The organism is Pontibacter populi, assembly GCF_019336435.1.
Taxonomy (GTDB): domain Bacteria; phylum Bacteroidota; class Bacteroidia; order Cytophagales; family Hymenobacteraceae; genus Pontibacter; species Pontibacter humidus.
Genome location: NZ_JAHWXQ010000003.1, coordinates 321,945 through 348,908, shown reverse-complemented (window position 1 = coordinate 348,908; position 26,964 = coordinate 321,945). Strand labels below are relative to the sequence as shown.

The 26,964-nt window shown below is 46.3% G+C and carries 20 protein-coding genes; 9 read left to right on the top strand and 11 right to left on the bottom strand.

Annotated features, from left to right (window positions below; genetic code table 11):
- Positions 1–144: 144 nt before the first annotated feature.
- The 4 genes from KYK27_RS13240 to KYK27_RS13225 form a co-directional block, all read right to left on the bottom strand.
- The gene (locus KYK27_RS13240) at positions 145–1,206 is read right to left on the bottom strand and encodes a response regulator (RefSeq protein ID WP_199110523.1); all 1,062 of its coding nucleotides are present in this window, start codon (positions 1,204–1,206) and stop codon (positions 145–147) included.
- On the bottom strand, positions 1,203–2,438 hold the full coding sequence (locus KYK27_RS13235) for an ATP-binding protein (protein ID WP_199110522.1): 1,236 nt from the start codon (positions 2,436–2,438) through the stop codon (positions 1,203–1,205). Before KYK27_RS13235 ends, KYK27_RS13240 begins: the two co-directional genes overlap by 4 nt.
- A 132-nt stretch (positions 2,439–2,570) precedes the next feature.
- Complete coding sequence (locus KYK27_RS13230) at positions 2,571–3,017, bottom strand: response regulator (protein ID WP_199110521.1); 447 nt, start codon at positions 3,015–3,017, stop codon at positions 2,571–2,573.
- 10 nt (positions 3,018–3,027) lie between these two features.
- On the bottom strand, positions 3,028–4,563 hold the full coding sequence (locus KYK27_RS13225) for a PAS domain-containing sensor histidine kinase (RefSeq protein WP_199110520.1): 1,536 nt from the start codon (positions 4,561–4,563) through the stop codon (positions 3,028–3,030).
- A 362-nt stretch (positions 4,564–4,925) separates the two neighbouring features.
- On the opposite strand from KYK27_RS13225, the gene KYK27_RS13220 reads away from it, so the two are divergent.
- The 3 genes from KYK27_RS13220 (at position 4,926) to KYK27_RS13210 (ending at position 8,844) form a co-directional block, all read left to right on the top strand.
- Positions 4,926–6,755: a hypothetical protein gene (locus tag KYK27_RS13220; protein WP_199110519.1), complete on the top strand. Its 1,830-nt coding sequence runs from the start codon at positions 4,926–4,928 to the stop codon at positions 6,753–6,755.
- Positions 6,756–6,760: 5 nt separating this feature from the next.
- Positions 6,761–7,210, top strand: a complete 450-nt coding sequence (locus KYK27_RS13215; RefSeq protein WP_199110518.1) for a 6-pyruvoyl trahydropterin synthase family protein — start codon at positions 6,761–6,763, stop codon at positions 7,208–7,210.
- A gap of 197 nt (positions 7,211–7,407) precedes the next feature.
- Positions 7,408–8,844: a M48 family metalloprotease gene (locus KYK27_RS13210; protein ID WP_199110517.1), complete on the top strand. Its 1,437-nt coding sequence runs from the start codon at positions 7,408–7,410 to the stop codon at positions 8,842–8,844.
- Between the two features lie 83 nt (positions 8,845–8,927).
- Here the strand turns inward: KYK27_RS13210 and abc-f are convergent, their stop codons facing one another.
- Entirely contained in the window at positions 8,928–10,856 is a 1,929-nt protein-coding gene (abc-f, locus tag KYK27_RS13205; RefSeq protein ID WP_199110516.1) for a ribosomal protection-like ABC-F family protein, read from the bottom strand.
- A 238-nt stretch (positions 10,857–11,094) separates the two neighbouring features.
- Here abc-f and KYK27_RS13200 point away from each other — a divergent pair, with 238 nt between their 5' ends.
- Positions 11,095–11,646 (top strand): 2'-5' RNA ligase family protein, encoded by a 552-nt coding sequence (locus KYK27_RS13200; protein ID WP_199110515.1) that lies wholly within the window; start codon positions 11,095–11,097, stop codon positions 11,644–11,646.
- Between the two features lie 71 nt (positions 11,647–11,717).
- On the opposite strand, the gene KYK27_RS13195 is transcribed toward KYK27_RS13200, so the two are convergent.
- The 3 genes from KYK27_RS13195 to KYK27_RS13185 all read right to left on the bottom strand — a co-directional run bounded on the left by KYK27_RS13195 (position 11,718) and on the right by KYK27_RS13185 (position 15,469).
- Complete coding sequence (locus KYK27_RS13195; protein ID WP_199110514.1) at positions 11,718–12,689, bottom strand: deoxyhypusine synthase family protein; 972 nt, start codon at positions 12,687–12,689, stop codon at positions 11,718–11,720.
- Positions 12,690–12,939: 250 nt separating this feature from the next.
- Positions 12,940–13,482 (bottom strand): ATP-dependent protease subunit HslV, encoded by a 543-nt coding sequence (gene hslV / locus KYK27_RS13190; protein WP_199110513.1) that lies wholly within the window; start codon positions 13,480–13,482, stop codon positions 12,940–12,942.
- A 169-nt stretch (positions 13,483–13,651) separates the two neighbouring features.
- Positions 13,652–15,469: a glycoside hydrolase family 15 protein gene (locus KYK27_RS13185; protein ID WP_199110512.1), complete on the bottom strand. Its 1,818-nt coding sequence runs from the start codon at positions 15,467–15,469 to the stop codon at positions 13,652–13,654.
- 179 nt (positions 15,470–15,648) lie between these two features.
- On the opposite strand from KYK27_RS13185, the gene KYK27_RS13180 reads away from it, so the two are divergent.
- Positions 15,649–16,233 carry a DUF922 domain-containing protein gene (locus KYK27_RS13180; RefSeq protein ID WP_199110511.1) on the top strand — a complete coding sequence of 195 codons (585 nt, stop codon included), beginning with the start codon at positions 15,649–15,651 and terminating at the stop codon, positions 16,231–16,233.
- A 490-nt stretch (positions 16,234–16,723) separates the two neighbouring features.
- Here the strand turns inward: KYK27_RS13180 and KYK27_RS13175 are convergent, their stop codons facing one another.
- The gene (locus KYK27_RS13175) at positions 16,724–18,445 is read right to left on the bottom strand and encodes a pyruvate dehydrogenase complex dihydrolipoamide acetyltransferase (RefSeq protein ID WP_199110510.1); all 1,722 of its coding nucleotides are present in this window, start codon (positions 18,443–18,445) and stop codon (positions 16,724–16,726) included.
- Positions 18,446–18,530: 85 nt separating this feature from the next.
- A complete protein-coding gene (locus KYK27_RS13170; RefSeq protein ID WP_199110509.1) occupies positions 18,531–19,196 on the bottom strand; it encodes a histidine phosphatase family protein in 666 nt (221 codons plus the stop codon).
- 58 nt (positions 19,197–19,254) lie between these two features.
- On the opposite strand from KYK27_RS13170, the gene KYK27_RS13165 reads away from it, so the two are divergent.
- The 3 genes from KYK27_RS13165 to menD all read left to right on the top strand — a co-directional run bounded on the left by KYK27_RS13165 (position 19,255) and on the right by menD (position 22,746).
- Entirely contained in the window at positions 19,255–19,674 is a 420-nt protein-coding gene (locus KYK27_RS13165) for a PaaI family thioesterase (RefSeq protein WP_162425941.1), read from the top strand.
- Positions 19,675–19,678: 4 nt separating this feature from the next.
- Positions 19,679–20,890 (top strand): isochorismate synthase, encoded by a 1,212-nt coding sequence (locus tag KYK27_RS13160; protein ID WP_199110508.1) that lies wholly within the window; start codon positions 19,679–19,681, stop codon positions 20,888–20,890.
- Between the two features lie 161 nt (positions 20,891–21,051).
- Positions 21,052–22,746, top strand: coding sequence for a 2-succinyl-5-enolpyruvyl-6-hydroxy-3-cyclohexene-1-carboxylic-acid synthase (gene menD / locus KYK27_RS13155; protein WP_199110507.1), 1,695 nt, complete (start codon positions 21,052–21,054; stop codon positions 22,744–22,746).
- Positions 22,747–23,446: 700 nt separating this feature from the next.
- Here the strand turns inward: menD and KYK27_RS13150 are convergent.
- On the bottom strand, positions 23,447–24,382 hold the full coding sequence (locus tag KYK27_RS13150; RefSeq protein ID WP_219337371.1) for a transglutaminase domain-containing protein: 936 nt from the start codon (positions 24,380–24,382) through the stop codon (positions 23,447–23,449).
- A gap of 464 nt (positions 24,383–24,846) precedes the next feature.
- Between KYK27_RS13150 and glgP the strand changes: the two genes are divergently transcribed.
- Positions 24,847–26,499 carry an alpha-glucan family phosphorylase gene (glgP, locus tag KYK27_RS13145; protein WP_199110505.1) on the top strand — a complete coding sequence of 551 codons (1,653 nt, stop codon included), beginning with the start codon at positions 24,847–24,849 and terminating at the stop codon, positions 26,497–26,499.
- Positions 26,500–26,964 lie beyond the last annotated feature (465 nt).

The following is a 26,964-nucleotide window of genomic DNA, read 5'->3' as shown; positions in this document are numbered from 1 at the left end:
CATTAGTCGTTTTTATGTTGACATCCTGAAAGTATCCTTATAGTTGGTAGGACAAGCTAATCTCCTTTCCACCAGGTTTCTTAACAGAATAATGGTTGTTGTCTCACTTTTAGTACAGTAAGAAACAATAGTTTCATCTATAGTTTAATTCCGCATTTTGGCCAGCTTGGCTGAATCAAGTATAAAAATGCGGCTTCCCTGGCTGTCGATCAGTTTTTCGTCTTTAAAATCTGCTAAGGTTCTGATTACAGTTTCTTTAGATGCGCCAACTATACTAGCCAGGTCTTCGCGGGTAATGCTGATCTGGGTTTTATCGCCGGCCTGTTGCTGGTATTGTTTTTCTACTAGCAGCAAGGCTTCGGCCACACGCTTGCGTACCGAGTTATAAGCTAGTTTCAACAGGCGTTCTTCGCGGTCGGCCAGGTTATCAGAAAGCAGTTTTATAAATTTGTTGGCAATGTCGCGGTTGTGGTTGAGCAGCGTAAAAAAGTCTTCTTTAGGGATGATGTACACTTCAGAGTCTTCCAGCGCTACAGCCGATTCGCGATAAGGTGTTTCCTCCAGCAAGTCGAGGTAACCGATAAAGTCGCCGTCTTTGTAGAGATTGGTAATGTATTCGCGGCCTTCTTCGTTAGCCTTAAAAGTCTTGATCTTGCCTTTGTTCAGGAAATACAAAGCCGTGGTGCGGTAACCCTCCATAAACAGGTGCTGCTTTTTCTTAAACACCGTCACCTTGCGCTTATCCGACAGCAGTTTGTTCAGATCCTCGAAGCCGCGCGCTTCCTGTATAAAACTATCGATGCCTTCAACACTCTTGTTAAACTCTGCCTTCAGTATCTCGTTCTTTTTCAGGCGCATTTCCACCGCATCCAGCAATTCCAGATCGTCAAACGGTTTGGTCAGGTAGTCGTCGGCGCCCAGGTTCATGCCTTTCCGGAAGTCTTCTTTCTCCGATTTTGCAGTCAGGAAAATAAACGGAATACTGGATGTTGCCGGGTTTTTGCTGAGCATGTGCAGCACGCCGTAACCATCCAGTTGAGGCATCATAATGTCGCAGATGATCAGGTCAGGTCGCTCGCTTTTAGCAAGCTCAACGCCTGCTTTTCCGTTCTCAGCTTCGAGCACGCTATAGTTTGCCAGCGAGAGTATTTCGGCTGTATTTTCTCTGATTTCCTGATTATCTTCTATCAGCAATATTTTTTTCATGCGTCGGGTGTTGTGTTTGGCAATGTTATCCTAAAGGTTGTTCCCTCGTTCAGTTCACTAGTATAGTTCAAAGTACCGTCCATAATCTCTACGTAACGGTTCACAATGTTTAATCCAAGGCCGGTTCCCTGTATGTTGGTTACGTTCTGCGCTCTGAAAAAAGGCGTAAACAAATGTATCTTGTCAGCATCCGGTATCCCAATACCTTCATCTTTTACAGTCAGGTTTATTGTACCATCGACTGCTGTATCAATGTAGATCTGCTTGCCTTCGCCGGAGTATTTGCTGGCATTAGAGAGCAGGTTTAGAATGATATTCTTTAGTAACTGTTTATCTAATGTAACTATAGTTTCGGAGCCGGAATGCGTATAATGTATCTTCTGCCCAATCTTTACCAGCCCCTGCATCTCGTCTACAATCTCAGCGGTAAACTCTTTCAGGTCGAAGGTAGTAGGCACATTGTAAATTTTACCTTCCTCTATCCTGCTTATCGACAGGAAGTCGTTGAGTATAGTTGTAAGATTACTTACCGCCGATTTAATGCGCTCTACGTGTTTCTGCCGTTTCTCATCGTCTTCGGTAGTTTTGTATTTCCCAATTAAAGATGCCGAAGAAAGCACCGTGCTCAGCGGCGTACGGAATTCATGCGAAGCTATAGTTACGAACCGCGATTTCAGTTCATGCAGCTCCTTTTCTTTTTGCAGTGCTTTGCGTATCTCAACCTGCGCCTCGTACAGGCTGCGGTTGGTTTCTTCCAGCTTTTTAATGGCTTCACCCAGCTCACGGGTACGCTCCTCCACGCGCTGTTCAAGCTCAGAGTTCAGCTTTTGTATCTCGGCCATGCTTTTGGCATGCTCGATACTATAGCGGATAGAACGCTCTAAACTAAACGGGTCAAACGTACCTTTTACAAGATAATCTGAAGCGCCCACGTGCATGGCCTTTTCGTCAGTTTCGCGATTGCTCTGGCCAGTTAAAAGAATAAATGGCGCCAGGCTTCCCCCTTCCACAGCTTCCGAAATCAGTTCAAGCCCGTCGTGCGCGCCCAGCCTGTAATCTACCAGGTAAACATCATGTTTTTCCTGCCGGATCAACTCCAGCGCTTCACCGAAAGAAGCCGTCCAGTCGAGCACATAGTTGCGCCCCGGAATCTCGTCTATCGTATCCCGGGTAATGATAAAGTCATCTTCATCATCATCAACAAGCAGCACACGGGTTTTTTTGTCAAGCATATTTTAAGTGATAAGTTAGAAAGTTAGAAAGTTGATAATTGAAACTTCTCAATCGGTTAAATCAAAAGGCAACTATGAACTTTCACTTTTTCATAACTCTAAAACTTCTAAACTTTTTAACTTCTAAACTTTCTAACTTTTCGGCAGTTCCACGATCTCAAACCAGTACTTGCTCAGGGTTTTCATGACATCAACCAACGAGCTGAAGGTTACTGGCTTGGTAATAAAAGAGCTTACGCCCAGGTCATATGTGCGCAGGATATCTTCTTCGGCTTTGGATGTAGTGAGCACTACTACCGGAATGATGCGCAGGTGATCTTCGTTCTTTATTTCTTTCAGCGCCTCACGACCATCTTTTTTAGGCATGTTCAGGTCAAGCAGAATCAGGCCCGGAGTCGGGTATTTATCTTTGTCTTCAAACCTGCCTTTGTTATTCAGGTAGTCCAGCAACTCTTCCCCATTCTCTACAAACTGTATATTATTATTCAGACGGCTCTCTTCCAGTGCTTCTTTTACAAGCATCCGGTCTTCGGCGTCGTCGTCGGCAATCAGTATGATAATTGATCTTTTATTGCTCATGCTACTATAGTTATTCCTGAAGATGTTTTTTTGCTAAGGTAATAATAAATCGGGTGCCTTCACCGGGATGGCTTTTGGCAGTTATGTCGCCGCCATGGCGAACAGCAATTTTCCGGCAAACGGCCAAACCGATACCCGATCCCTCATACTTCTGCCCTTCCAGTCGCTGGAAAATGTTAAAGATGCGGTCCAGGTACTTTTCGTCAAAACCTATTCCGTTGTCTTCAATTGATATTTCTACCATTTCGTCGCCGGGGGTTGATGTCAGGTGTGCGTGCAGCTGAACATTTCTGGATGCAATCTTAACGACAGGTGTAACACCATCTTTGCGGAACTTAATGGCATTACTGATCAGGTTCTGAAATAATTGACGGATCTGGGTAGGTTCGCCTTCTATAGTTGGCAGCGGCGTACGTTCAATTATAGTTCCTGTCTCTTCTATAGTTACTTCCAGATCCGAGAGTACTTCCGTAAGTATCTTATCCAGTTTTACTTTAACAAATGCTTTTGATTTGCTGGTGACTCTCGAGAAGTCGAGCAGGTCGTTTATCAGGTTTTGCATACGCGAAGCTGCATTCAGCATTCTGTCCACGTAATCTTTGCCCTGGTCACTTAGTTTGTCATATTCTTTGGTCTTGAGCCGGTCGCCAAAGGCCTGTATTTTGCGCAATGGTTCCTGCAGGTCATGCGACGAAACATAGGCGAAATCCTGCAGTTCACGGTTACTTCGTTCCAGTTCAGATGCATAACGGCGCAGGCGCTCCTCACTTACTTTCTGACGGGTAATGTCGTGCACAAAACCGGTGTATACTTTACGGTCGGCGAGCTGTACTTCGCTTATGCTCAGAAAGAACGGAAAAACAGAACCATCTTTACGCAGCCCAGAAACTTCGCGACCAATACCAATAATGTGTGGTACACCGGTGTGGTGGTAACGCTCCATATACCCGTCGTGCTGACTGCTGTCCGGCTCGGGCATCAGCATGTTTATGTTGCGGCCAAGCAATTCGCTTTCGTTATAACCAAAAAGCTTTTGAGCAGCCGGGTTCACCATCTCCATCAGGCCATGGGTATCAATCGTTATAATGCCGTCAACAGCTGTTTTAATGATGGAGTTAAACTTATTTTCGCTTTCGCGTAGAGCTGTTTCGGTTTTCTTCAGCTCTGTAATGTCGTGCACAATGCCCGTAAATATCTGCTTATCCTGCAGCTTTACCTCACTTATACTCAGCAGAAACGGGAAAATGGTACCGTCTTTCTTTTTACCCAGCACCTCACGTCCAACGCCGATGATCTGGCCCACTCCGGTACGATGGTAATTATCAATGTACACATCGTGCAGACTCTTGTCTGGCTCGGGCATCAGCATCTTAATATTATTGCCGATCACTTCTTCCGGCTCGTATCCAAAAATACTGGCTGCGGCAGGGTTCATGGTTTCAACTCTACCCCTGTTATCAATGGTGATGATACCGTCAATAGCTGTATCAATAATGGCCTTTAACCGTGCCTGGTTGTCAATGCTGTGGCTGTTGTTCTCTTCCAATTCAAAAGGATTTTACTAAATATAAGTGTTCTGTATGTAATGGCAAAACCTGAACTCCAAGCCTGAAATACGATATTTATAGTTTAATGGGCTATCTTCTTAACGCTCAGGCTTATTTATACCTTCTGTTTATAGGTGCGGGCTGTTCATTTCACCCTTCAAGTCTATATTAAATCTGCACTATAAACAAAATGACTCTTGTCATTTTTTGGGCTGATGCTGCTCATTTATAACTGGCAAGTTGCTACATACCTTGCGGCACGCTTATCATGTATCCATAACCTACTATAGTTTATAGTTGCTGCACTTATTTAGAACAGGTAAACCAGCAACACTATAGTTATTTATATAACCAAATTACAATGCAACTATCTACACCGCACAACTTTCATTTGCCTGTAATGGGGCTTGCTTTCTCTATTGATTCGCCGATTAAGGTAGCCCGCTTCGGAATATCCTCTGTGGCTTCGCTCAGCGACGATGCCTTGCTGGAGCATACCCGCTCACATTACGCCCAGGTATATAACCGCCCTTACGAACCAATCACCGACAAACAGGAAGACTACAGAGCCAAGCGCACCACTGCTTTCCTGAACCTGGTGGATGAGATCGTGAAAGAACAGATGGAAGCGTTAAGGATGCAGAAGTTTACACCGGAATCAGAAATTACCAAATACTTTACCCTGCTGCCTGATAACTCTCCGTTAAGAGAGCGCTACAACCAGATGCTGGAAACTACAGATCCGGCACAAAAAGAACTGCTGCAAACTGAATTACTCAATGCGCTGGTACCCGGCAGAATTGACGTAAACATCATGACCAAACTGGATAGGACAAACTATAGCAAATCAGGGGAAGCGTTGCCTCAGGAATTTTCGGATGCGCTGGCAGCTTTGCGTGGTTTTGCCAACAGCACGGTTAACTCATCGGTTGTTTTCTCAGCGGGCATGAACATGCGTTTGTTTGCTTACCTGGAGCAGTTCCCATGCTTTCTGCCGGATGCCAAAGGCCAGTTTGAAAAGACCGTGATCATTAAAGTAAGTGATTACCGCTCGGCGCTGGTACAAGGTAAAATACTGGCTAAAAAAGGTATCTGGGTATCTGAGTTCAGAATAGAGTCCGGGTTAAATTGCGGTGGCCATGCGTTTGCAACAGACGGTTACCTGATCGGCCCGATACTGGAAGAGTTTAAGCAGAACCGCCAGGCTCTACAGTCTGAGCTTTATAGTTTGTTCAGCTCATCGCTGGCAAGTAAAGGCATACACGTACCGGGCGAGATACCGGCACAACGCATTACCATGCAGGGCGGTATAGGCACTGCTGCAGAGCACAACTTTTTGCTGGAACATTACGGGATGGATGCCACCGGCTGGGGAACTCCTTTCCTGCTGGTACCGGAAGCCACCACAGTTGACGAACCAACCTTACAGCAATTATCTAATGCCAAAGCGGAAGACCTGTATCTGAGCCCGATTTCGCCTTTAGGTGTTCCATTTAATGCGTTGCGCGGTACATCAAGCGAGGAACTGAAACAGATACGCATTGATAAAGATAAACCTGGCAGCCCATGCATTAAAAAGCACCTGGTTTCAAACACCGAATTTACTGAAGAGGCGATCTGTACGGCATCGCGCAAATACCAGCGCCGCAAGTTAGAGCAGCTTGATGAGCAATTAAACACACAGGTTTTAACACCTGAACTATACAAGGCTGAAAAAGAAAGTGTGCTGGCCAAAGAATGTTTATGCGAAGGCCTGGCGAACTCGGCACTACAGATCTTTAACATTGGTAAAAAAGCCGCCTCTAAAGCTGTAACCATCTGCCCAGGACCGAACCTTGCCTTTTTCTCGGGTGTGTTTAAACTGCACGAAATGGTTGATCATATCTATGACCGTTTTAACGCGCTTAACCAGACCTACCGTCCGCATATGTTCATCAACGAGCTGAAAATGTATGTAGACTACTGGAAGAACAAAAAAGCAGAACAGTTTGAAACGCTTACAGACAAGCAGGAAAAATACCTGAACAATTTCTGGCAGAACATGCAGGACGGCATTACTTATTACAAGCAGCTTTTACCAGAGCTTTTCAGAAACCAGCTGGAGCGCCAGGTACTGATGCTGGATGAGTTGCTGGAAACGGAAGATGTATTAATACAAGCCCAACTGAGAAGAGCAGAAGCTGTAGCTTAACTGTAATGGATTTTATCAGACTTACGCGCCAGTTCACCTTCGAAACGGCGCATGCCTTACTTAACTATGATGGCCCGTGTAAAAATATACACGGGCACTCTTATAAACTGCAGGTAACGATAATTGGTCAGCCCATAACCGATGTTTCGGACCCGAAATATGGCATGGTACTGGATTTCGGCGACCTTAAAAAAGTAGTGAATACCTTTATAGTTGAACCCCTGGATCATGCCCTTATCCTGCGACTAGGCAGCTCACCTGAGCTGATTACCTTACTGCAGCAGCTAAATCATAAGGTGGTACTTACCCCGTACCAGCCTACCTGCGAGCACATGCTCCTCGATTTTAAGAACACGCTAACCCAGCATTTACCGGCAACTATAAAACTGCATAGTTTAAGGCTTTGGGAAACAGAAAACTCTTTTGCGGAGTGGCACGCCTCAGACAACGACTAAAGTATAATAAACTATAGTTTAAATGCTACAAGCCTTTAAACTATAAAGTTAAACCAGGCGGGTCAAAACTATAGTCTCAGGCTGCAACAAAGGGTTTGCTGCAACTAATCAATTTCATAATCGTTGCAAGTAGAATATAGGTTTTTGAAGATTTAGCTATCTTATACAAAAGCCTTTAGACTATAAACTATGATACAATGAAAAGATTATCGATAACGGTTTTAATGACCAGTATAATGCTGTTCTTTAACGCCTGCTCTACCAACCCGGTAACAGGTAAAAAGGACGTGATCCTGATGTCGGAAGGTCAGGAACTGGCGATGGGCCAGGAAGCAGACCCTCAGATTGTGGCGCAGTTCGGGATGTATGAAAACCCGGCCATACAGCGCTTTATAGATGAAAAAGGCCAGGCAATGGCCGCTGTATCTCACCGCAGCAATATCAAATACAACTTTAAAGTACTCGACTCACCGGTTATTAACGCTTTTGCGGTGCCGGGCGGTTATGTATACTTTACACGTGGTATTATGGCGCATTTTAACAACGAAGCGCAGTTTGCCGGTGTACTTGGCCACGAGATCGGGCACATTGCTGCACGCCATTCTGCCCAGCAGCAAAGTAAATCGATACTGGCTCAGGTAGGCTTAATAGCCGGTATGGTTATCGCTCCGGAACTGGCACAATTCGGAGATGTTGCCTCGCAGGGCCTGGGTTTGCTCTTCCTAAAATTTGGCCGCGATGATGAACGGCAGTCGGATGAATTAGGGGTGGAATATTCGACCAAAATCGGGTACGATGCCGATGAAATGGCCGATTTCTTTTTAACGCTGAAACGCAAGCAGGAAGAAAGTGGTCAAGCCATTCCGGAGTTCTTATCTACTCACCCTGACCCGGGCAACCGTTATACGACCGTGCATGAACTGGCCGCACAATGGGAGAAGAAACTAAACGTCACTAACCTAAAAGTCGGACGTGACTCGTATCTGCGACTGATAGATGGTATTGTGTATGGGGAAGACCCTAAGCAGGGGTTTGTGGAAAACCAGATATTTTATCATCCGGAGTTAAAATTCCAGTTCCCGATCCCGCAAGGCTGGAAGTACCTGAACTCACCACAGAGTTTCCAGATGGCTGAACCGAACGGTAAAGCGATCATAAACCTTACGCTGGCACCCGGCACCTCGCTGGAAGACGCCGCCCGCCAGACGCTGGAAGGTTATAAGCTGACACTGGTAGAATCGAAAAATGTAACAGTGAACGGAAATAATGCTTTGGCTATGGTTGCCGAGCAGAAACAGGAACAAGGAACTATAGGCACGCTGACGTATTTTATCCAATATGGCAGCAACATTTATAGTATCATGGGCATTACCACTGCTGCTGATTTCAATAATTATTTCAACACTTTTTCGGGCACCATGACCAACTTTAAGCAGCTGACAGACCAGTCAAAGATCAATAAAAAACCGGAGCGTGTTCGAATTAAAACTGTTGCCAACGCGTCATCGTTGTCGCAGGCGTTACAGTCTTTTGGTATGCCAACCAAAAGGCTCGAGGAACTGGCAGTACTTAACGGCATGCAGCTTAACGACCGCGTTGATAAAGGAATGCTGTTAAAAGTAATTACCGAATAACAGGTAGGATTAGCTTAAAAGTAAAGGCCCAACTATAGTTTGATAGTTGGGCCTTTACTTTTATAGTTCAGGTAACTGTTAGTTTAGTTTAGCTTCCCTTCCAGTTCCTCTACTTCCATCATCTGCTCTTCCCACTGGCTGTTGGCTTTTTCGAGCTCTTTCTGCACAGATTCAAACTTTTTAGAAGTCTCCTGCAGTAAGCTTACATTGCCATACACTTTCGGATCAGCCAGTTCGGTCTCATATTTTGCCAGTTCCTCCTCCAGGCGCTGCACATTCTTTTCCAGTTCGCTCAGTTTTTTGTTAGCCTGCTTCAGCTGGTTGCTCAGCTGGTTAAATTCAGAATTGTTGCGGGCTGGTTTCGGCTCTTCTTTTTTAGGAGCGGGCGCGACAGTAGCCTGTAGTTTGGCCTCTTTCTCACGCTTCTCCTGGAAAGCTTCGTATTCATGGTAAGTGCCAGGGTATTCTTTTAACTGATAATCTTCGATGTACCAGATCTTGGTGGCCACATTCTCTACAAAGTAACGGTCGTGCGAGATGATCACAAAGGTACCTTCGTATTGCTCCAGTGCCTGTATCAGGATGTTTACCGACTGCATGTCCAGGTGGTTGGTAGGCTCATCCAGCATCAGGAAATTAGCTTCTGAGATCAGTGTTTTTGCCAGCGCTACACGGCTCTTCTCCCCTCCTGACAATACCTTTATCTTCTTGAAAACATCATCGCTGGTGAACAGGAAAGATCCAAGTAGGGTACGCAATTCCACCTCAGTTTTCTTAGAGCCTGCCTGCTGTAGTTCCTGCAGGATCTCGTTATCTACATTTAGTGATTCCAGCTGGTGCTGTGCGTAGAATGACATGATCACATTATGGCCCAGTTCGCGTTTGCCCTGTATAGGCTCAGTGCCGGCAATAATGCGGAGCAGTGTAGATTTACCTTTACCGTTTGCACCAACCAACGCAATCTTATCGCCGCGCTCGATGTGCACGTTCGTATCCCGGAAAATAACTTTGTTGCCAAAGGCCTTGCTCATGTGCTCTAACCGGAAAATATGGCGGCCCGGTTGCACGCTGAACTTAAAGCTGAAATTTACCTTTGCTGATTCCGGTGCAACATCTTCTATCCGCTCCAATCGCTCCAGCTGCTTCATGCGGCTTTGCGCCTGCTTCGCTTTGGTCGCTTTGGCCTTAAAGCGCTCAATAAAACGTTCTGTCTGCCTGATATGTGCCTGCTGGTTTTCGTAAGCGCCTTTCTGAATCTCATTGCGCATCACCTTTTCTTCCAGGTAAAAACTGTAGTTACCTGCATACACATTCAGCTTGGCACCCGATACTTCTACTGTAATATTGGTAGTACGGTCCAGGAATTCACGGTCGTGGGAAACGATGATAACAGCCCCTTCAAAGCGCTCCAGGTAGGTTTCCAGCCACTTAATAGATGGTAAGTCCAGGTGGTTGGTAGGCTCATCCAGTAACAGCAGCGAAGGTTTCTGTAACAGTATCTTGGCCAGCATCACACGCATGCGCCATCCACCAGAAAAGGAAGCCAGTGGCTGCTGCAATTCCTCCGTCGTAAAACCAAGGCCTTCCAGAATTGCTTCGGCTTCGGCCTGCATGGTATAGCCGCCCAGCGCTTCAAAGCGCTCCTGCAAATTGGCCAGCTTTTCTACCAGGTTATCATGGAAATTATTCTCGAACTCCACCAGCACCTTATCGATCTCGGCCTGCAGATAGATTGCTTCTTCAAATGCCTGCATCGCCACCGAGAGAATACTTTCGTGGGTCTGGTAGCTGAGCAAATCCTGGTTCAGGAAGCCGATGGTGGTTTCCTTGCTCATTTGTATGCTGCCACTGTCTGGTTTGTACTCGCCCACTATAATGCGCAGCAAGGTAGACTTTCCGGTACCGTTCAGGCCAATAAGGCCTATTTTATCTTTTGGACGGATGTGCAGGTTGGCATCGTCGTACATCGGGCGGCTGCCAAAATGAAAGCTAAGGTTGTTTATGGAGATCATGTAATCAAATCAACTATAAAGTGCAAAGGTACTTAAATAAACCCATACTGCGCACCTACAAGCTAAACCTAAGACCATGAACTATATAACTTATTGCCGCTACATACTAAAAACTATAGTTGCCGCGTTTTAAAACGTTTAGCTAAACAATTACGGTAAGCAATCGTTTCATTAGCACATGCAGTTGTTTAAATGCATACCTTTGCCGGTTGGCAAAACATTTACTTAACAGGCAATTATGATCGCGATAACTTCGCTGTTAGACAAATTTCATTCCGACCGCGTTTCTGAACTGACAGAACTGCTTGAGACCAAGTTTGGACTGAATGGAGTAAAAATAACTCCTTACCCGCACCTGACTATTCTTACTGCAGAAATACCGGACATGGAGGAGCTGAAGCAATACCTGGAGCTTACCTGTTTTGAGATGCCTGATTTTACGATCCGCACTACCGGGCTGGGCATTTTCCCGGGGCCAACGCCGGTGGTTTACATACCTGTGCTGCGCACTTCCCCCCTTAACCAGTTACACGCAAAGCTGCACCGCGACATTTCTGAAATGAGCAGCGAGATGGGTGTGTACTATAATCCGAATATGTGGCTGCCTCACATTACCCTTGCCCTCGGCGATACCACGCCAGAGATGCTTGGACCTGTGCTTTCGTTTTTGTGCAACTATAACTTTAACTGGGAAGTAACCATCGATAACATTACCATTCTGCAACAGTGCGGCGACTTTTACCTTAAAGAAGAAGAGTTCCGGTTTGGCCGGCGCGAACTGATAAGCTAACTATAAAACAAGAGCGGCTGCAGGTTTTCACTTGCAGCCGCTCTTGTTTTATAGTCTAATCTTAGACTGTATTACATATCCAGAACTATAGCGAAGATAAGTGGCGCTACTATAGTTGCATCCGACTCAATCACGAACTTTGGTGTTTCTTTGCCCAGTTTGCCCCAGGTAATTTTCTCATTCGGCACCGCGCCAGAGTAAGAACCGTAGCTGGTTGTAGAATCGGAGATCTGTGCAAAATAACCCCAAAGCGGAACGCCGGTACGCTGCAGATCCTGGTGCAGCATCGGTACCACACAAATAGGGAAGTCACCGGCAATACCACCACCAATCTGGAAGAAACCTACAGTAGAATCATCTTTCGCATTCTCAGTATACCAGTCAGCTAAGTACATCATGTACTGGATACCAGTTTTTACAGTATGCACGTTTTTAATGTCACCGTTGATCACGTGGCTGGAGAAGATGTTACCCAGTGTTGAATCTTCCCAACCCGGGCAGATGATCGGAAGGTTTTTCTTGGCAGCTTCCAGCATCCAGCTGTTTTTAGGGTCGATCTGGTAATACTGCTCCAGATCACCTGATAACAGAATCTGATAGAAGAACTCGTGCGGGAAGTAAGCTTTACCTTCCTGGTCTGCTTTCTCCCAGAATTTAAGCACTGTGTGCTCAATGCGGCGCATCGCTTCTTCTTCAGGAATACATGTGTCGGTTACGCGGTTCATGTGGCGCTCCAGCAGTGCTTCTTCGTCAGCTGCAGATAATTCGCGGTAATGCGGCACACGCTCGTAGAAATCGTGCGCTACCAGGTTAAAGATATCTTCTTCCAGGTTAGCACCTGTACACGAAATGGCATGCACTTTATCCTGACGGATCATCTCAGCCAGAATTATTCCCAGCTCAGCTGTAGACATTGCGCCAGCCAGTGTGATCATCATTTTACCACCGTTGTTCAGGTGGGTTTTGTATCCTTCAGCAGCGTCTATCACAGAGGCCGCGTTAAAGTGTTTGTAGTGTTTCTTTAAGAAATTTGTTACTTCCATGTTCATTAGCTTAAGGCAAACATATCCGGTCTGCCTGGATCCCAAAGTTAAGACTTATTTCGTTATTCGTTCTCCGTTATTCGTTAATCGATGCTATAAGGTTAAGTAAGGGCAAACTACAAACCAGAAGGGCTTCATTGCACTCTGACCTTACTTTAAAATTAACACACCCTGCCCCTCTCTAGAGGGGAATTTGATCGTGGTCAACAAGACGCAAAATATTGCGTCTCTACACTTTCTAAATTCTTAACTACTGAGTCGGTTTCTCGATGATCAGGTTATGGTTGGTATAGATACAGATATCAGCGGCAATGTTCAGGGCCTCACGCACCATCTCTTCTGCTGATAAATGTGGAGCATGCTTTTTCAGCGCCAGTGCTGCCGAATGGGCAAACATACTTCCTGACCCGATAGCCGCAATCTGATGGTCGGGCTCCAGCACATCGCCTGTTCCTGAAATAATGAGTAGTTCTTCTTTGTTGGCTACCACCATCATCGCTTCGAGTTTGCGCAGGTACTGGTCTTTACGCCAGTCTTTGGCCAGCTCTATGGCAGCACGCTTCATATTGTTCTGGTAAGCGTTCAGTTTTTCCTCGAAGCGCTCCAGTAAAGTAAAGGCGTCGGCAGTGGAGCCGGCAAAACCTGTTACTACTTTGCCATCCAGCAGCTTGCGTATCTTCTTAACATTGCTTTTGGCAATATGCTTGTCCATAGTGGCCTGTCCGTCGGCGCCCAGGGCTACTTCGCCATTATGGTAAATGCCTAAAACGGTGGTTGATCTTATCTTGGTCATGTGTTGTGCAATTACGTTTATAGTTTGCTGCGGCTATAGTTTATAGTTAGCGGCTGTTTGTAAAACTACGCCATCCTCAAACAAAAAGCCAATTGTATAGTTTGCGCCAAATTGTCGGTATAGTTGTTTTGTGAAGAGCTATAGTTTAAGTCGATATAAGGTAAAGCCGTTATAGTCGCTTTTTGTTCTCATGTCCTTCCAGAATGTCGTTTATGGTCATGGCGGCGCTTATCAGGCCCAGGTGCGTAAAGGCCTGCGGAAAATTACCCAGGTGGTTGCCTTTCAAACCCAGCATTTCTGCGTATAGGCCCAGGTGGTTGGCGTAACCCAGCATCTTATCGAAGTATAGCCGTGCCTTGTCTATCTGCCCTGCTTTAGCCAGGCACTCCACATACCAGAACGTGCACATCGAGAAAGTACCCTCATTTCCTTTCAGGCCATCGAAACCTTCGCTGTTGCGGTAACGGAAAACCAGCGCATCCGAAACCAGCCTGTCTTCAATGAGCTTCAGAGTAGATAGCCAGCGCGGATCTTTGGGACTGATGAATCGGATAAGCGGCATAAGCAGCGTAGCTGCATCCACGGAGTCAGCACCTTTGTATTGCACAAAGCTTTGCAGTTCTTCACTCCAGAAGTCGTGGTGTATTGAGAAAAAGATCTTGTCGCGCTCCACGCGCCAGCGGGCCGGCAACGGATATGAGTGGTTTTCGGCAATCTTCATGGCCCGGTCTATTGCTACCCAGCACATCATGCGCGAGTACAGGAACTGCCTTTTGCCGCCGCGTACCTCCCAGATGCCTTCGTCCTCGCGATGCCAGTTGTCGCAGACCCACTCCACCTGTTGCCGCAGGTCGTCCCAAAATTCAAAGGCAATGGGTGCACCATATTTGTCGTAGAGGTAAACAGCATCCAGCAGCTCGCCGAAAATATCCAGTTGCACCTGGTCGTGGGCCGCGTTGCCAATGCGTACCGGCCTCGAGCCTTTGTAGCCTTCCAGGTGATCAAGTGCAATTTCGTCTAGCTCCAGTTTGCCGCTTAGGGTATACATTAGCCTGAGCCTGCCGGCACTTTGTAAAGCATCGCACTGACGATCTACCCAATCCACAAAATTCTTGGCTTCCTGTTTGTAGCCCAGCCGTAGCAAGGTATACACGGTAAACGAGGCATCCCGGATCCAGGTATAGCGGTAGTCCCAGTTGCGCTCGCCACCTAATTCTTCGGGCAAACCAAAGGTGGGCGCTGCCACCAACGAGCCGTATTTGTTCGACACCATCAGTTTAAGCACCAATGCCGAGCGATTCACCATCTCTACCCAACGGCCCTTGTAATGGCAACTAGTCACCCAGTTTTTCCAGTAGGCAATGGTTTCGTACAGGCTTTTGGTCACAAAACTTTCCAGCTCCTGTGTGGCCGGCTCCTGGTCAGAGGCGCGTTCCAGTAACAGATCCACTTTTTCCCCAGTCTTCAGGCTGAAGGTGGCAGCGGCATCATTATTAGTTATTTGCAGCGGCGTCGTACTTTTTAACCTGACCGCCATACCATCGGTTTCTTGGCAGGTAAATACCACTTCATACTCATTTACCTGAGTAGCGGTATGGGGCGAACGAGCATAGTTAAATCGCGGACTGCACTGCAACCGGAACGTCATATCGCCATGCACGCATGATACGCGACGAATGAGTCGGCTGCCTTTAGTCTGCTCTTCTACAGGCATAAAATCGGTCACTTCGCCAATTCCATCATCAGACAGGTAACGCGTGAGCAGCACATTGGTATCCGGCAGATACATCTGCTTATGTTTCATGTCGTTGTGCGTTGGCTCAATCGTAAAGTTCCCCCCCTTCTGATCATCCAGCAGCGATGCAAAAATGGAAGGCGAGTCGAAATCAGGGAAGCACATAAAATCGATGGAGCCATTCAGCCCGACCAGTGCCACTGTATTCAGATCTCCGATTACGCCATGATCTTCGATGGGTAAATATGCCATAGTGCCGTGTAGGTGTTAATAAAACTGGTACGGCTGCTAAGGGCATGGGTTCAGAAAGAGCAATATACTGTTCTACAGTCGTTTATTTGCTGCTGCATATATCTCACACTTTGGGCTACAGCAGATAATCAATCAAAATTACACTAACATAACCACCAACTTTACACTTGGCCCGTTTTATGCATTATACAGGAGGTACAACTATAAAACTATACATGAAACGGACTTTTCTGATCTTTCTGGGTTTGCTGCTGTGGTTGCAGGGTTTTGCGCAGGACTACAATGTGCTGGCTTATGAAACAGACCGCAAACTAACATGGCAGGATTTTAAAGGCAGACCTAAACCTTCGGATGCACACAAAGGCGCTGAGATCACAGTCAGTATTTTTCTGAAGATACGGGATACCAGTTTCTGGTCGGGCAGGGTAACGTATGATGCTTATGCGGTTGCTTTTAAAGATGAGTCGTGGGTGAAACCTGCTTACCGGGAAAACTATTCGTTGCAACACGAGCAGCTGCATTTTGACATAGCGCACCTGTACGCTGAAACCCTGGAAGTAAAACTAAACAGCCTGGACAGTAAAACATCAAAAGACGAAGCTGAAGTGGAGAAGATCCTGAAAAACCACCTGGCTGAGATGCAGCAGTTCCAGAACAAGTACGACCGCGAAACCAACGGCGGTAACAACTATAAACAGCAGATGAGATGGGCCAGGAAGATTAGTAAAGCACTTGGAATTCTCAGTACGACAGTAGAAGTTTAACTATAATCTACCTACATAAAAGACCTTTCCGAAACTGGAAAGGCCTTTTGTTTTTATAGAGACGATGTCTGAACCGAAGTTAATACCACGGCCGCAAGTTTAGCGCCAGCGTAACTTGTGGCTTTGTATGGCAGCAAGTTTTCAACTTGCTTTGCTTTAAAAAAGCAAGGTTAGCGCTGACAGTAACTATAGTTGGGTCTGAACTATGCGGGCGTAGATCTGTGACCTGCCTATAAAATTGGATCTATAATCCAACTGGGCCAGAGGCCCAACTATAATCGACACGAGCGAGGACGCTCGCGCCATGGTAATTGCCACAACTATAGATTTAGGCAAAACTATAGTTTCCAGCTCGCGCAGAAAGCCAGTTACAAACTGGCACCAAACTCAACCACAAGTTAAGCTGGCGCTAAACTTGCGGTATGTCTGCCAATAAAAAAGCCTCTTCGTTTCCGGAGAGGCTTTTTTATTAGTCTATAGTTGATGGAATCTACACCAGTATTCTTACCGGGTTCTCCAACAGATTCTTAAATGTCTGCAGGAACGCTGAGCCAACGGCACCATCCACTACGCGGTGATCGCAAGAAAGCGTAACTTTCATTACGTTGCCGATCTGGATATTACCGTTCTTCACAACCGGCGTCTGCTTGATAGCGCCAACGGCCATAATGCAGGCATCCGGAGAGTTGATGATAGCAGTAAACTCTTCGATACCGAACATGCCCAGGTTAGAGATGGTGAATGTGTTACCTTCCCAATCAGATGGCTGCAGTTTTTTGTTCTTTGCCTTGCCACCCAGGTCTTTCACTTCGGCAGCTATAGTTGACAGCGATTTATAATCGGCGTTGCGCACAACAGGTACTAATAAGCCTTCCTCAACTGCAACGGCTACACCAATGTTTATCTGCTTGTTGTATCGGATCTTATCACCTAACCACGACGAGTTAACCGCAGGATGCTGGCGCAATGCAGCAGCAGCAGCTTTTATTACCAGGTCGTTAAACGATACCTTAACCGGAGATACTTCGTTGATGCTGGCACGTGCTTCCATGGCCTTATCCATGTCAATTTCCATGGTCAGGTAGAAGTGCGGCGCAGAGAACTTGCTTTCAGACAGACGGCGGGCAATTACCTTACGCATCTGAGAAACATTCACATCTTCATAAGAATCGGCAGGAATGCCTGGTGTAGTAGCAACTGGTGCAGCGGTAGGTTTAGCAGCCGGAGCAGCCTGTTGTGCAGGTGCAGCGCCTGGCTTAAAGTTCTCTATATCACGCTGAACAATACGGCCACCTTCGCCGGTACCTTTTACCTGTGCTAAGTTAATGCCTTTCTCCTGAGCCATTTTCTTAGCCAGCGGAGAAGCTTTGATACGGCCACCTTCAGCAGTTGTACCTTCAGTTTCAGAACCTTGTGCAGGTACAGTTGTGCTCTCTACTTTATCAGAAGTAACGGCATCTACGCCGGCTTCAATACCTTCATCAGTCTGTGCGTTTTCCTGACGTTCCTGTTTGTCGGCAGTACCTTTGTTATCAGATGCGCCACCTTCCAGCAGGGCTTTGTAGTCAGCGCCTTCTTCGCCGATGATCGCGATAATCGCATCAATAGCTACAGAGTCGCCGGCATTTACGCCAGTGTACAGTAAAGTACCATCTTCGTACGATTCCAGCTCCATAGTTGCCTTATCGGTTTCTACTTCTGCTAAAACATCACCTGATTTTACTTTATCGCCTACTTTTTTCAGCCAGCTAACCAACACGCCTTCCGTCATGGTATCGCTCATTTTTGGCATTCTGATAACAGATGCCTTGATGTTGCTGGTATCAACAGACGTTTTAGCAGCAGGTGCTTCGGCTTTGGCTGCAGCAGGTTTCGCTTCTTCTTTCTTCTCTTCTTTCGGGGCTTCAGCTTTTGCAGTTTCAGCTGGCTGAGCGCTTCCGCCTGCTTCGTTCAGTAAGCCCGAAATATCTTCACCTTCTTTACCAATAATAGCTATAACTGCATCAATAGGAACAGCTTCGCCTTTTTTAGGACCAATGTAAAGCAGTACGCCGTCGTTGTAAGATTCCAGCTCCATAGTTGCCTTATCGGTTTCTACTTCTGCCAGCACATCACCGGAACTTACTTTATCACCAACCTTAACAAGCCAAGATGCGATCACCCCTTCGGTCATCGTGTCACTCATCTTAGGCATTTTTATTACTTCAGCCATAGTTATCGTATCTTTTAATCGCCCGGTCCGGGCATCCTTATAATCCGCCCAAAATTAGATTTAAAAATATTTTATTCAAACTATACTACCTAAATTGTTCGTGGGGAGCTGTTATAGTTTGGTCTGGCAGTTTAGGAAGGTGCAGATGCACTGTGTCGCAATACTTTTTTACCGTGAACATACTGCCCGTATAATCCAGTTGGTAAAGGCACAGGTTCTGATGTTCGAACTGGTCCATGCAGCGTAGCGGGTACTTTAGCAGCTTACACAGCAAAATGCGCATGGCCCGCCCGTGCATACAAATCAGTATCGTTTCTTCTTCGGGCCGGCTCAGTATAGTTTCAATTACCGGAACCTGCCTGGCAGCAACCAGGTCCGGGCTTTCGCCGCCTTCTATACAAACTCCGGTCTCGCCATTAGTCCAGGTTTGCAGAATGTTATGGTAATAGGCATCTTCTTCGGGTGTGATGCGGGTGCCTTCGCGGGTTCCCCAGTTTATTTCGTTCAGGCCGGCGTGTGTTTCGTGTGGTATGCCCAGCTCCAGGAAACCCTGCACCGATTCTATGCTGCGCTGCAACGTGGAAGTATAAACTTTATTGAAAGGGATGTGTTTATAGTGCTGGAAAAACAGGTTGGCCTGCTGCTGGCCTTCGTTGTTCAAATGCGAATCCACACCGCTGCCCTGCACAATGCACTGCACGTTGTAATCTGTTTGCCCGTGGCGGATGAGGTATACTTTTTTGATACTCAAAATTCTTCTACTTTTGCTTTTTAAGACTTTTCAACCGCGAAAATAGCCATCGCAGCTTATGGATAAAAATAATAGTACGTTAGAGCGCGTAAAGGAGTGGAATAAAAATACCATGGTTGAGCACCTGGGTATTGAAGTGACTGAAGCCGGCGAGGGTTATTTAATTGGGAAGATGCCTGTCGATTTCCGTACACACCAACCCATGGGTTTGCTGCATGGTGGCGCTTCGGTGGTACTTGCCGAAACACTGGCTAGTATAGGCGCTGCGCTTCAGGTTGATCTAACAAAAAAAGCCTGTGTTGGTTTAGAGATAAACGCAAACCACATACGTGGCGTGAAAGAAGGCTGGGTTTACGGCAAAGCAACTGTTTTGCATAACGGCCGCAGTACGCAGGTATGGGAAACTAAAATTACAAACGAAGCCGGCGACCTGGTGTGCATCAGCCGTATGACGGTGGCTGTTATCGATAAAAAATAATACCATGGCAGATATTGCCCCAGGCACTACAAATTCGGGAACCGATTCTATCGTTTATAGTTTAGAGCAGGTTGTACATGCCGCCTTTGCCTTAGGCTTACCTGTAGCCGCCTGGCGCTTACCTTTAGCTACAGAAACCACTGTTTGCATCACTTTTGATAAAGATTTAAAGATAAGCAAGCCTGCGCTAGAAAGTAGTCCTTACGGTTTCGTTTTCAGTCCATTTGTAGTTGGGGAGCAGCCTTCCATTTTTGTTAAAGCAGATATAGTTTATAGTTCTGAAACAGGGCATATCCGGTTTTCGAAAGCTGTTACAGAAGCTCAGAAGCAGGAATTTATAATTACCCTGAAACAACCCCAAACGACAAACTATAGCTGGCACCTGCATGCCTCCGAAACTATAAACCAGCAAACCGAAACCGGATTTAAAAGTGCCGTTACAGAAGCCATTGCAACTATAAACAGTGGCCACATGGAAAAAGTGGTGCTGTCGCGTACGGCTTTAAAACCATTGCCTTCCAGCTTTAACCTGGTCGCTGCCTATAGGTTGGTTCTGCAATCTTACCCGGGAGCTTTTGTATCATTGGTTTCGGTACCGGAAGTTGGTACATGGCTGGGAGCTTCGCCGGAAATTCTGGTAAGTATTGATCCTCAGAAAATATTCAGAACGGTAGCTTTGGCTGGAACACAGCCTGCCTTGGATGGTGAACCGGTGGGCAATGCGATCTGGCGGCAAAAGGAAATTGAAGAACAGGGCATGGTGGAGCGCTACATTCTGAGCTGCTTTAAAAAACTGCGGTTACGTGAATACACTGAAGTCGGCCCCAGAACTATAGTTGCCGGAAACCTGATGCACCTGCGCACTGATTTTAGCGTGGATCTGAAGGAAGTAGATTTTCCGACGCTGGGTACGGATATGCTGGAACTGCTCCACCCTACTTCTGCGGTCTGTGGCTTGCCCAAAGAGCCCGCTCTTACCTTTATTTTAGAGCACGAGGGTTATAACCGCAGCTACTACAGCGGCTACCTAGGCCCGGTAAACAGCCCGCAAGGCACTCATTTATATGTAAACCTGCGTTGCATGCAATTGCTGAAAAATGAAGCTATACTTTACGCCGGCGCCGGCATTACCGGCGAATCTGACGCTGAAAAAGAATGGCAGGAAACTCAGCACAAAATGCAGACGATGCAACGTATACTTGCTAATTTTGAGTAACAATAAATTGTTAAATTGTTGAGTGGCTTAATTGCTAATCACTTGTCATTTCGAGCAGGAGGGAGAAATCTGGTTATGATCTTCGATAGATCTCTCCTATCGTCGAGATGACAGCATACGACAACCAACAATTCAGCAATCAACAATTTAACCATCAACCCGTGATCCTACAGCCAGTTGTTAATATAGCCGAAATCTGTGCCCGCAAGGGAGTGGAAAATGTGGTGTTATCGCCGGGCTCTCGCTGCGCACCGTTAACTATAGCTTTTGCCCGCCACACTAAACTGAACGTGCGAACTATAAGCGATGAGCGCGCCGCTGCTTTTATTGCCCTCGGAATGGCCTTAACAACCGGAAAACCAACCGTACTGATCTGCACATCCGGCACTGCCGCTTTAAACTATGCACCGGCCGTTGCCGAAGCATTCTTTCAGCAAGTACCTTTGCTCATTCTAACCGCTGACCGCCCACCAGAATGGATCGACCAACTGGACGGACAAACGATACGACAGCAAAACGTGTATGGCCAGCACATCAAACACAGCTATACTTTCCCGGCTGATCTCTCGCACAAAGACAGTATCTGGCATAGCGAACGCATGGTATCTGAAGCGCTGAATGAAACCATAGCTTACCCAGCCGGACCAGTGCATATTAACATTCCTTTACGGGAGCCCTTTTACCCTGCTCCCGGCGAAGACCTGGTATTTGATACGGAGGTAAAGATCATTGAAGAAGAGCCGGCTAACTATAGTTTAAGTGAAAAGCAGGTTGCCCAACTCCAGCAAGAAATAAGCAACTATAGCCGCATTCTTATAGTTGCCGGACAGCAGAACCATACAGCAGAACTACAGCCTGTATTACAGCAATTTACCGATAAAAGTGGCGCCGTTATAGTTGGGGACCTTATCGCGAACCTGCATGAACTACCTGAAACTATACGACACCAGGATGCTATCCTTGCCTGCCCTGATCCTGAGAAGTTAGCTAAACTACTGCCGGATTTACTGATCACGTTTGGCAAATCGGTTATTTCGAAGGCGCTGAAATTATACCTGCGCAAGTACAAACCAAAAGCGCACTGGCACATACAACCTGCCGGTCAGGTGGCAGATACTTTTCAAGCCCTCACGCGCATTATCCGCTGCACGCCGGAAGCTTTTTTTGCAACTATAACTACCGCTAAAAACGAAGCAAACTATAGTTCAGCCTGGAATGAAATTGAAAGTAAAGCCGCCGCATTTCTAAAAGAGTATACTTCTGAGGCTGCGTTCAGCGAACTTTCTGCCGTTGCCCGGATTTTTGAGAGTTTGCCAACTAAGAGTAACCTGCATTTAGCCAACAGCATGGCCGTACGGTATGCCAATATCATCGGACTAGACGCTGGCAAAAATGTGGAAATATACGCTAATCGCGGCACCAGCGGCATTGATGGCAGCAACAGTACAACAGTAGGCTGCGCCCTCACAAGCAGTAACATCACGACCTTGCTAACCGGCGATATGGCTTTTTTCTACGACCGGAACGGCCTATGGCATAACTATCTACCTCAAAACCTGCGCATCGTAATCCTGAACAACCACGCCGGCGGTATTTTCAGGTTAATAGACGGCCCAAAACAACAACCGGAACTAGAGGAGTTCTTTGAGACCAAACAGACTTTGGATGCTGCCAACACAGCCCGGGATTTTGGCATGAACTATACTGCCTGCAGTTCTTTGGAAGAATTGGAGCAAGCGCTGCCAGCATTTTTCTCATTACAATCCGGCGCCGGCATCCTCGAGATTTTTACAGACAGCAAAGCAAACGCAGCTGCCTTTGCGGATTATAAGCAGGCGTTGTTTAAGGCGTTGTAGGTGTTAGTCTATTTCCGGCATTCTGTAGGATTTATGTTTGCGATCGTTAGGTTTATAGTTCTATAGTTGGTGCAGTCCAACCACCCCTTTATCCCCTCCTTGTCAAAGGCGGGGAGTTTTTTACTACTATACTTTCCGTTCTAGTTTCATAGTTAGCGATTTAACCCACCCCTGCCCCTCCCGAGAGGGGAATTGCTGCTATGTTATAGTTTGCGATACAGTTCTATAGTTAGAGTTTGTCATCCCCCTGCCCCCTTCAAAGGGAGACTTTTTGCTACTGCTATAGTTGGTGGCTATCGAACTATAGTTTAAGTCCAGAATCAGGACAGGTTTACCTGTCCCTTGGAAACTATCACCACGATAAGGCGATGCAACTATAGCTTCTCAATCAAACTATAAAATACCTATCGAACTGATCGCAGTCTTTGGGTGGAGCGCCTTTGATTTGTTGCGGTGCCGCCAGGCAATCCGACGTAGGAGGATAGCAAGAAAGCAGCAGCGCGATGCCCGAAGACGAGGCCTCCCGGCCGTGAGGGCACCAAAGCTAGATTGAAACTAAAGGCAAGTAGAGCTCCCAGAATGAGAGGTGGCTATGGAAGGATAGCTTGGCTCAAGGTGAAGTTAATCCTACTGTAAGCTGAGATAGATTTCTCACGCTGTTCGAAATGACAAAAGAAGAAACTACAGTAAAATATACCTTTTACCCTCCAACCTTATACTCCATAAAATAATTATAATTCCCTTTACTTCCTTTTTTACGGGCCATAATGGCGAGGCTACCCGGTGCTGGTTTTACCTGAATGGTGTGGTTAGATCCTTTAGTATCAAAATAAAACCATTGTTTGTTATTTAGCACAAGCAGTTCCACGTCTTCAGCAGTTGTAATCGACAAGCTGTAAGGTTTTCCGGGCTGCAATTTACCGTGCAGCGGTGCACTTTCTACTTTTATGGGTAAGTCGGTATTCCAGGTAGTAGCTACTGACTGTAGTTTACCGCTGGTGAGGCCGTTTAGAACTTCAGATGCATCTATTCCCAGCTTAAAAAGCGATTCTTCCACCGAAGTTAATTTTTCATACTGCGCAAGGGTGATCGGTTTTTCAATTTGCTGCCATTTCGGGTCTTTCGGCAGATGACTGAACAGAAAAGCGTGTGGGTCAACATCAAACCAGTAAGGAGTATAGTTAACAATGGTTTTTAACTTACCATTCACCATTTTGGCGCTTCCTGAGCCCCAAGTGGCATCTACTAAACGCCAGCTCCCGTTCAAAAACACACTGTTCCAGGCATGATTTGTTTGGGTAAAGCGCTTGCCAGGAGCATATCCGTACCCTTTGGCATAACCGCTTACAGTTTCCACTTTCAAACCCATTTCCTCTCCCAGCGCTTTATACAGGCGGGCATAGCCATCGCAAACCGATATGCGGCTCTTCAAAACTACCTCAGCCGAGTTGTCGCCAAAGTTGCCGGCATTGTAGCCGTTGTCGTTGTAGCGAATATTTCGGGCAACCCACGCAAAAATGATTCGGGCGCGTTCGTAGTCGTTGGTTGCTTCTTTGTTAAGGTAGGCGGCAAGTGTTTTTACATCTTTGGAGTAGCGCGCATCGGCATTAAAAGCAAACTGGTCGAGTTGCTCCAAGCGTTTCGAGCCTGGTATATTGGTTGCAACAGCCTGACTAATGCTAACCGCGACAAAAAGCAGCACCAGTTGTAAGCGCAGAAAAAAGTGGCGGGATTTTAAAATATGTATAAGGGGTAAAAAATGCAAGGTAGAGCGCATATACAACTATAAGTAATTAAACTATAAGCTACAATGCCGGTTGTGGCAGCATTGGTTCAACTATAACGACATGTTTAAAGCGCCAAGTATACTATTCCGGGACCATTTTCCTAAAATATAAAGATACAGAAGTAGTTACAGGCATGTATTTTGTGAATGATTTGGTTAGAGCAGTTCAGGGTTGTAATCTTGCACTGCCTGGCTATACCTTATTTTTACCGACTGGTAGAATTTTATCAAGCCAGAAAAGTAACATTTCGGGTTTATTGCTTTTACAGAAACTATAGACCTGACTTGTTGGTTTTTATTTAAATTTTGAGCCTATGACACAATACAACAGGTGGTATCACCCGTACGATATTGACGAAAAATACAATAAGAGAGTCGCCTACTTCAGCATGGAGTATGGTATCGATCAAGCCTTTAAGATCTATTCTGGCGGCCTCGGGTTTCTGGCTGGTTCGCATATGCGCAGTGCCCATGATCTGCGTCAGAACATGATCGGTATCGGAATGCTCTGGAAATATGGATATTATGACCAGGTGCGCCACGACGATCAGAGTATGCGGGCCCAGTTTCAGAAGAAATTCTATACGTTCCTGGAAGAAACTGACATCACTGTTTCTGTTGCTGTTAACGGCCACGAGGTAAAAGTAAAGGCGCTTGTGCTTAAACCAGAAGTGTTTGGTACTGTCCCGATGTATTTCCTGAGCACCGATATTCCTGAAAACGATTACCTGGCACAAACAATTACGCACCGTTTATACGACCCGGAAATGAGCACCCGAATTGCCCAGAGTATTGTGCTGGGTATTGGCGGCGGTAAAGTGGTGGAAGCCCTTGGCGGTGCCGAAGTTTACCACATGAACGAAGCACATGCTCTTCCGCTCTCATTCTGGTTGCTTGATAAATACAGAAGCGTAGAAAAAGTGCGTGAGCACATGGTGTTCACCACGCACACCCCTGAAAAAGCTGGCAACGAAGAGCATGACACCAACTTCCTGGACAGAATGAGCTTCTTTAATGGGACTCCGCTGGAAGAAGTGCGAAAGTTAACCCACATGGACGGCCACTTATTTAACCATACGCTGGCTGCCCTGCGTCTTTCTAAAGTTGCCAACGGTGTATCGCAGTTGCACGGTGAAGTAGCCAGACAGATGTGGAATGAGAACCACGGAATCTGCGAAATAAAAGCCATTACAAACGCACAGCACGCTAATTACTGGACCGATGATGACCTTTGGGATGCGCTGCAGTCTGGCAACGACAATGTTCTGGTGGTTCGCAAAAAGGAAATGAAACACCTGCTGTTCAAGATTGTATCTGACCAGACAGGGAAGCTGTTTAATCCTGAGGTGTTAACTATAGTTTGGGCACGCCGCTTTGCAGCTTACAAACGTCCTGATCTTCTGGTTCGTGATTTTGAACGCTTCCTTACAATTATCAATAACAAAGAGCGTCCGGTACAGGTTATTTGGGCTGGCAAGCCTTATCCTTTTGATGAAGGAGCGGTAAATACATTTAATAAGCTGGTGGACCTGTCGGAGAAACAGCCGAACATGGCCGTGTTGTCCGGTTACGAAATGGAGCTTTCGCGCAAACTAAAGCAGGGTTCTGATGTTTGGCTTAACACGCCACGTCGTCCGCGCGAAGCATCGGGTACCAGCGGTATGACTGCATCTATGAATGGATCCATAAACTTTTCGATCCAGGATGGCTGGTTGCCGGAATATGCACGCCACGGCGAAAACAGCTTCATTCTGCCTATAGTGGATACCAATCTACCAGAGCATCTACAGGATTCAGAAGACCATAAAAACCTGATGCATATCCTGGAGCACGAGATTGCCCCTGCTTATTATCATGATCGGGGTAAATGGCTCGGCATCATGAAGCAAAGTATGTTTGATGTGTTACCGTTCTTCGGCTCAGACCGTATGGCACATGAGTATTACGAGAAACTTTATAGTTACTAATCTATATTCAGCTTAAAAAAAGCCGCTTTGTTTATCGCAAAGCGGCTTTTATGCTTACAAAGCATTGATAACTTTTATACTTCTGTCAAACCAAGCTTGAGGCGAGAAAGCTAGGTACAAAAGCCTTTCTTTTGTCATTTCGAACGCAGAGAGAAATCTATCTCAGCTTTTAGCTAACTACAGTTGCAACCTGAACCAAGCCTTTTTTATAGTTACTTCTAATCCTGGGAGCTTTACTAACCTATAGTTGTCATAGTTGGCTTTGGTGCCGGGAAGCCCCGTCTTCGGGCATCGCGCGGTGTACATTTCCTTTTCTCGTACCTCGAAATGCCTGGCGCCACCAGATATTCACAAGGCGCTCCACCCAAAGACTGAGAAGTTTCTCATAGCTACCACTAACTATAGTTTGAGCCGGTAAACTTCGACTTTTTATCGTGGCTATTATTCCGAAGGGACAGGTAAACC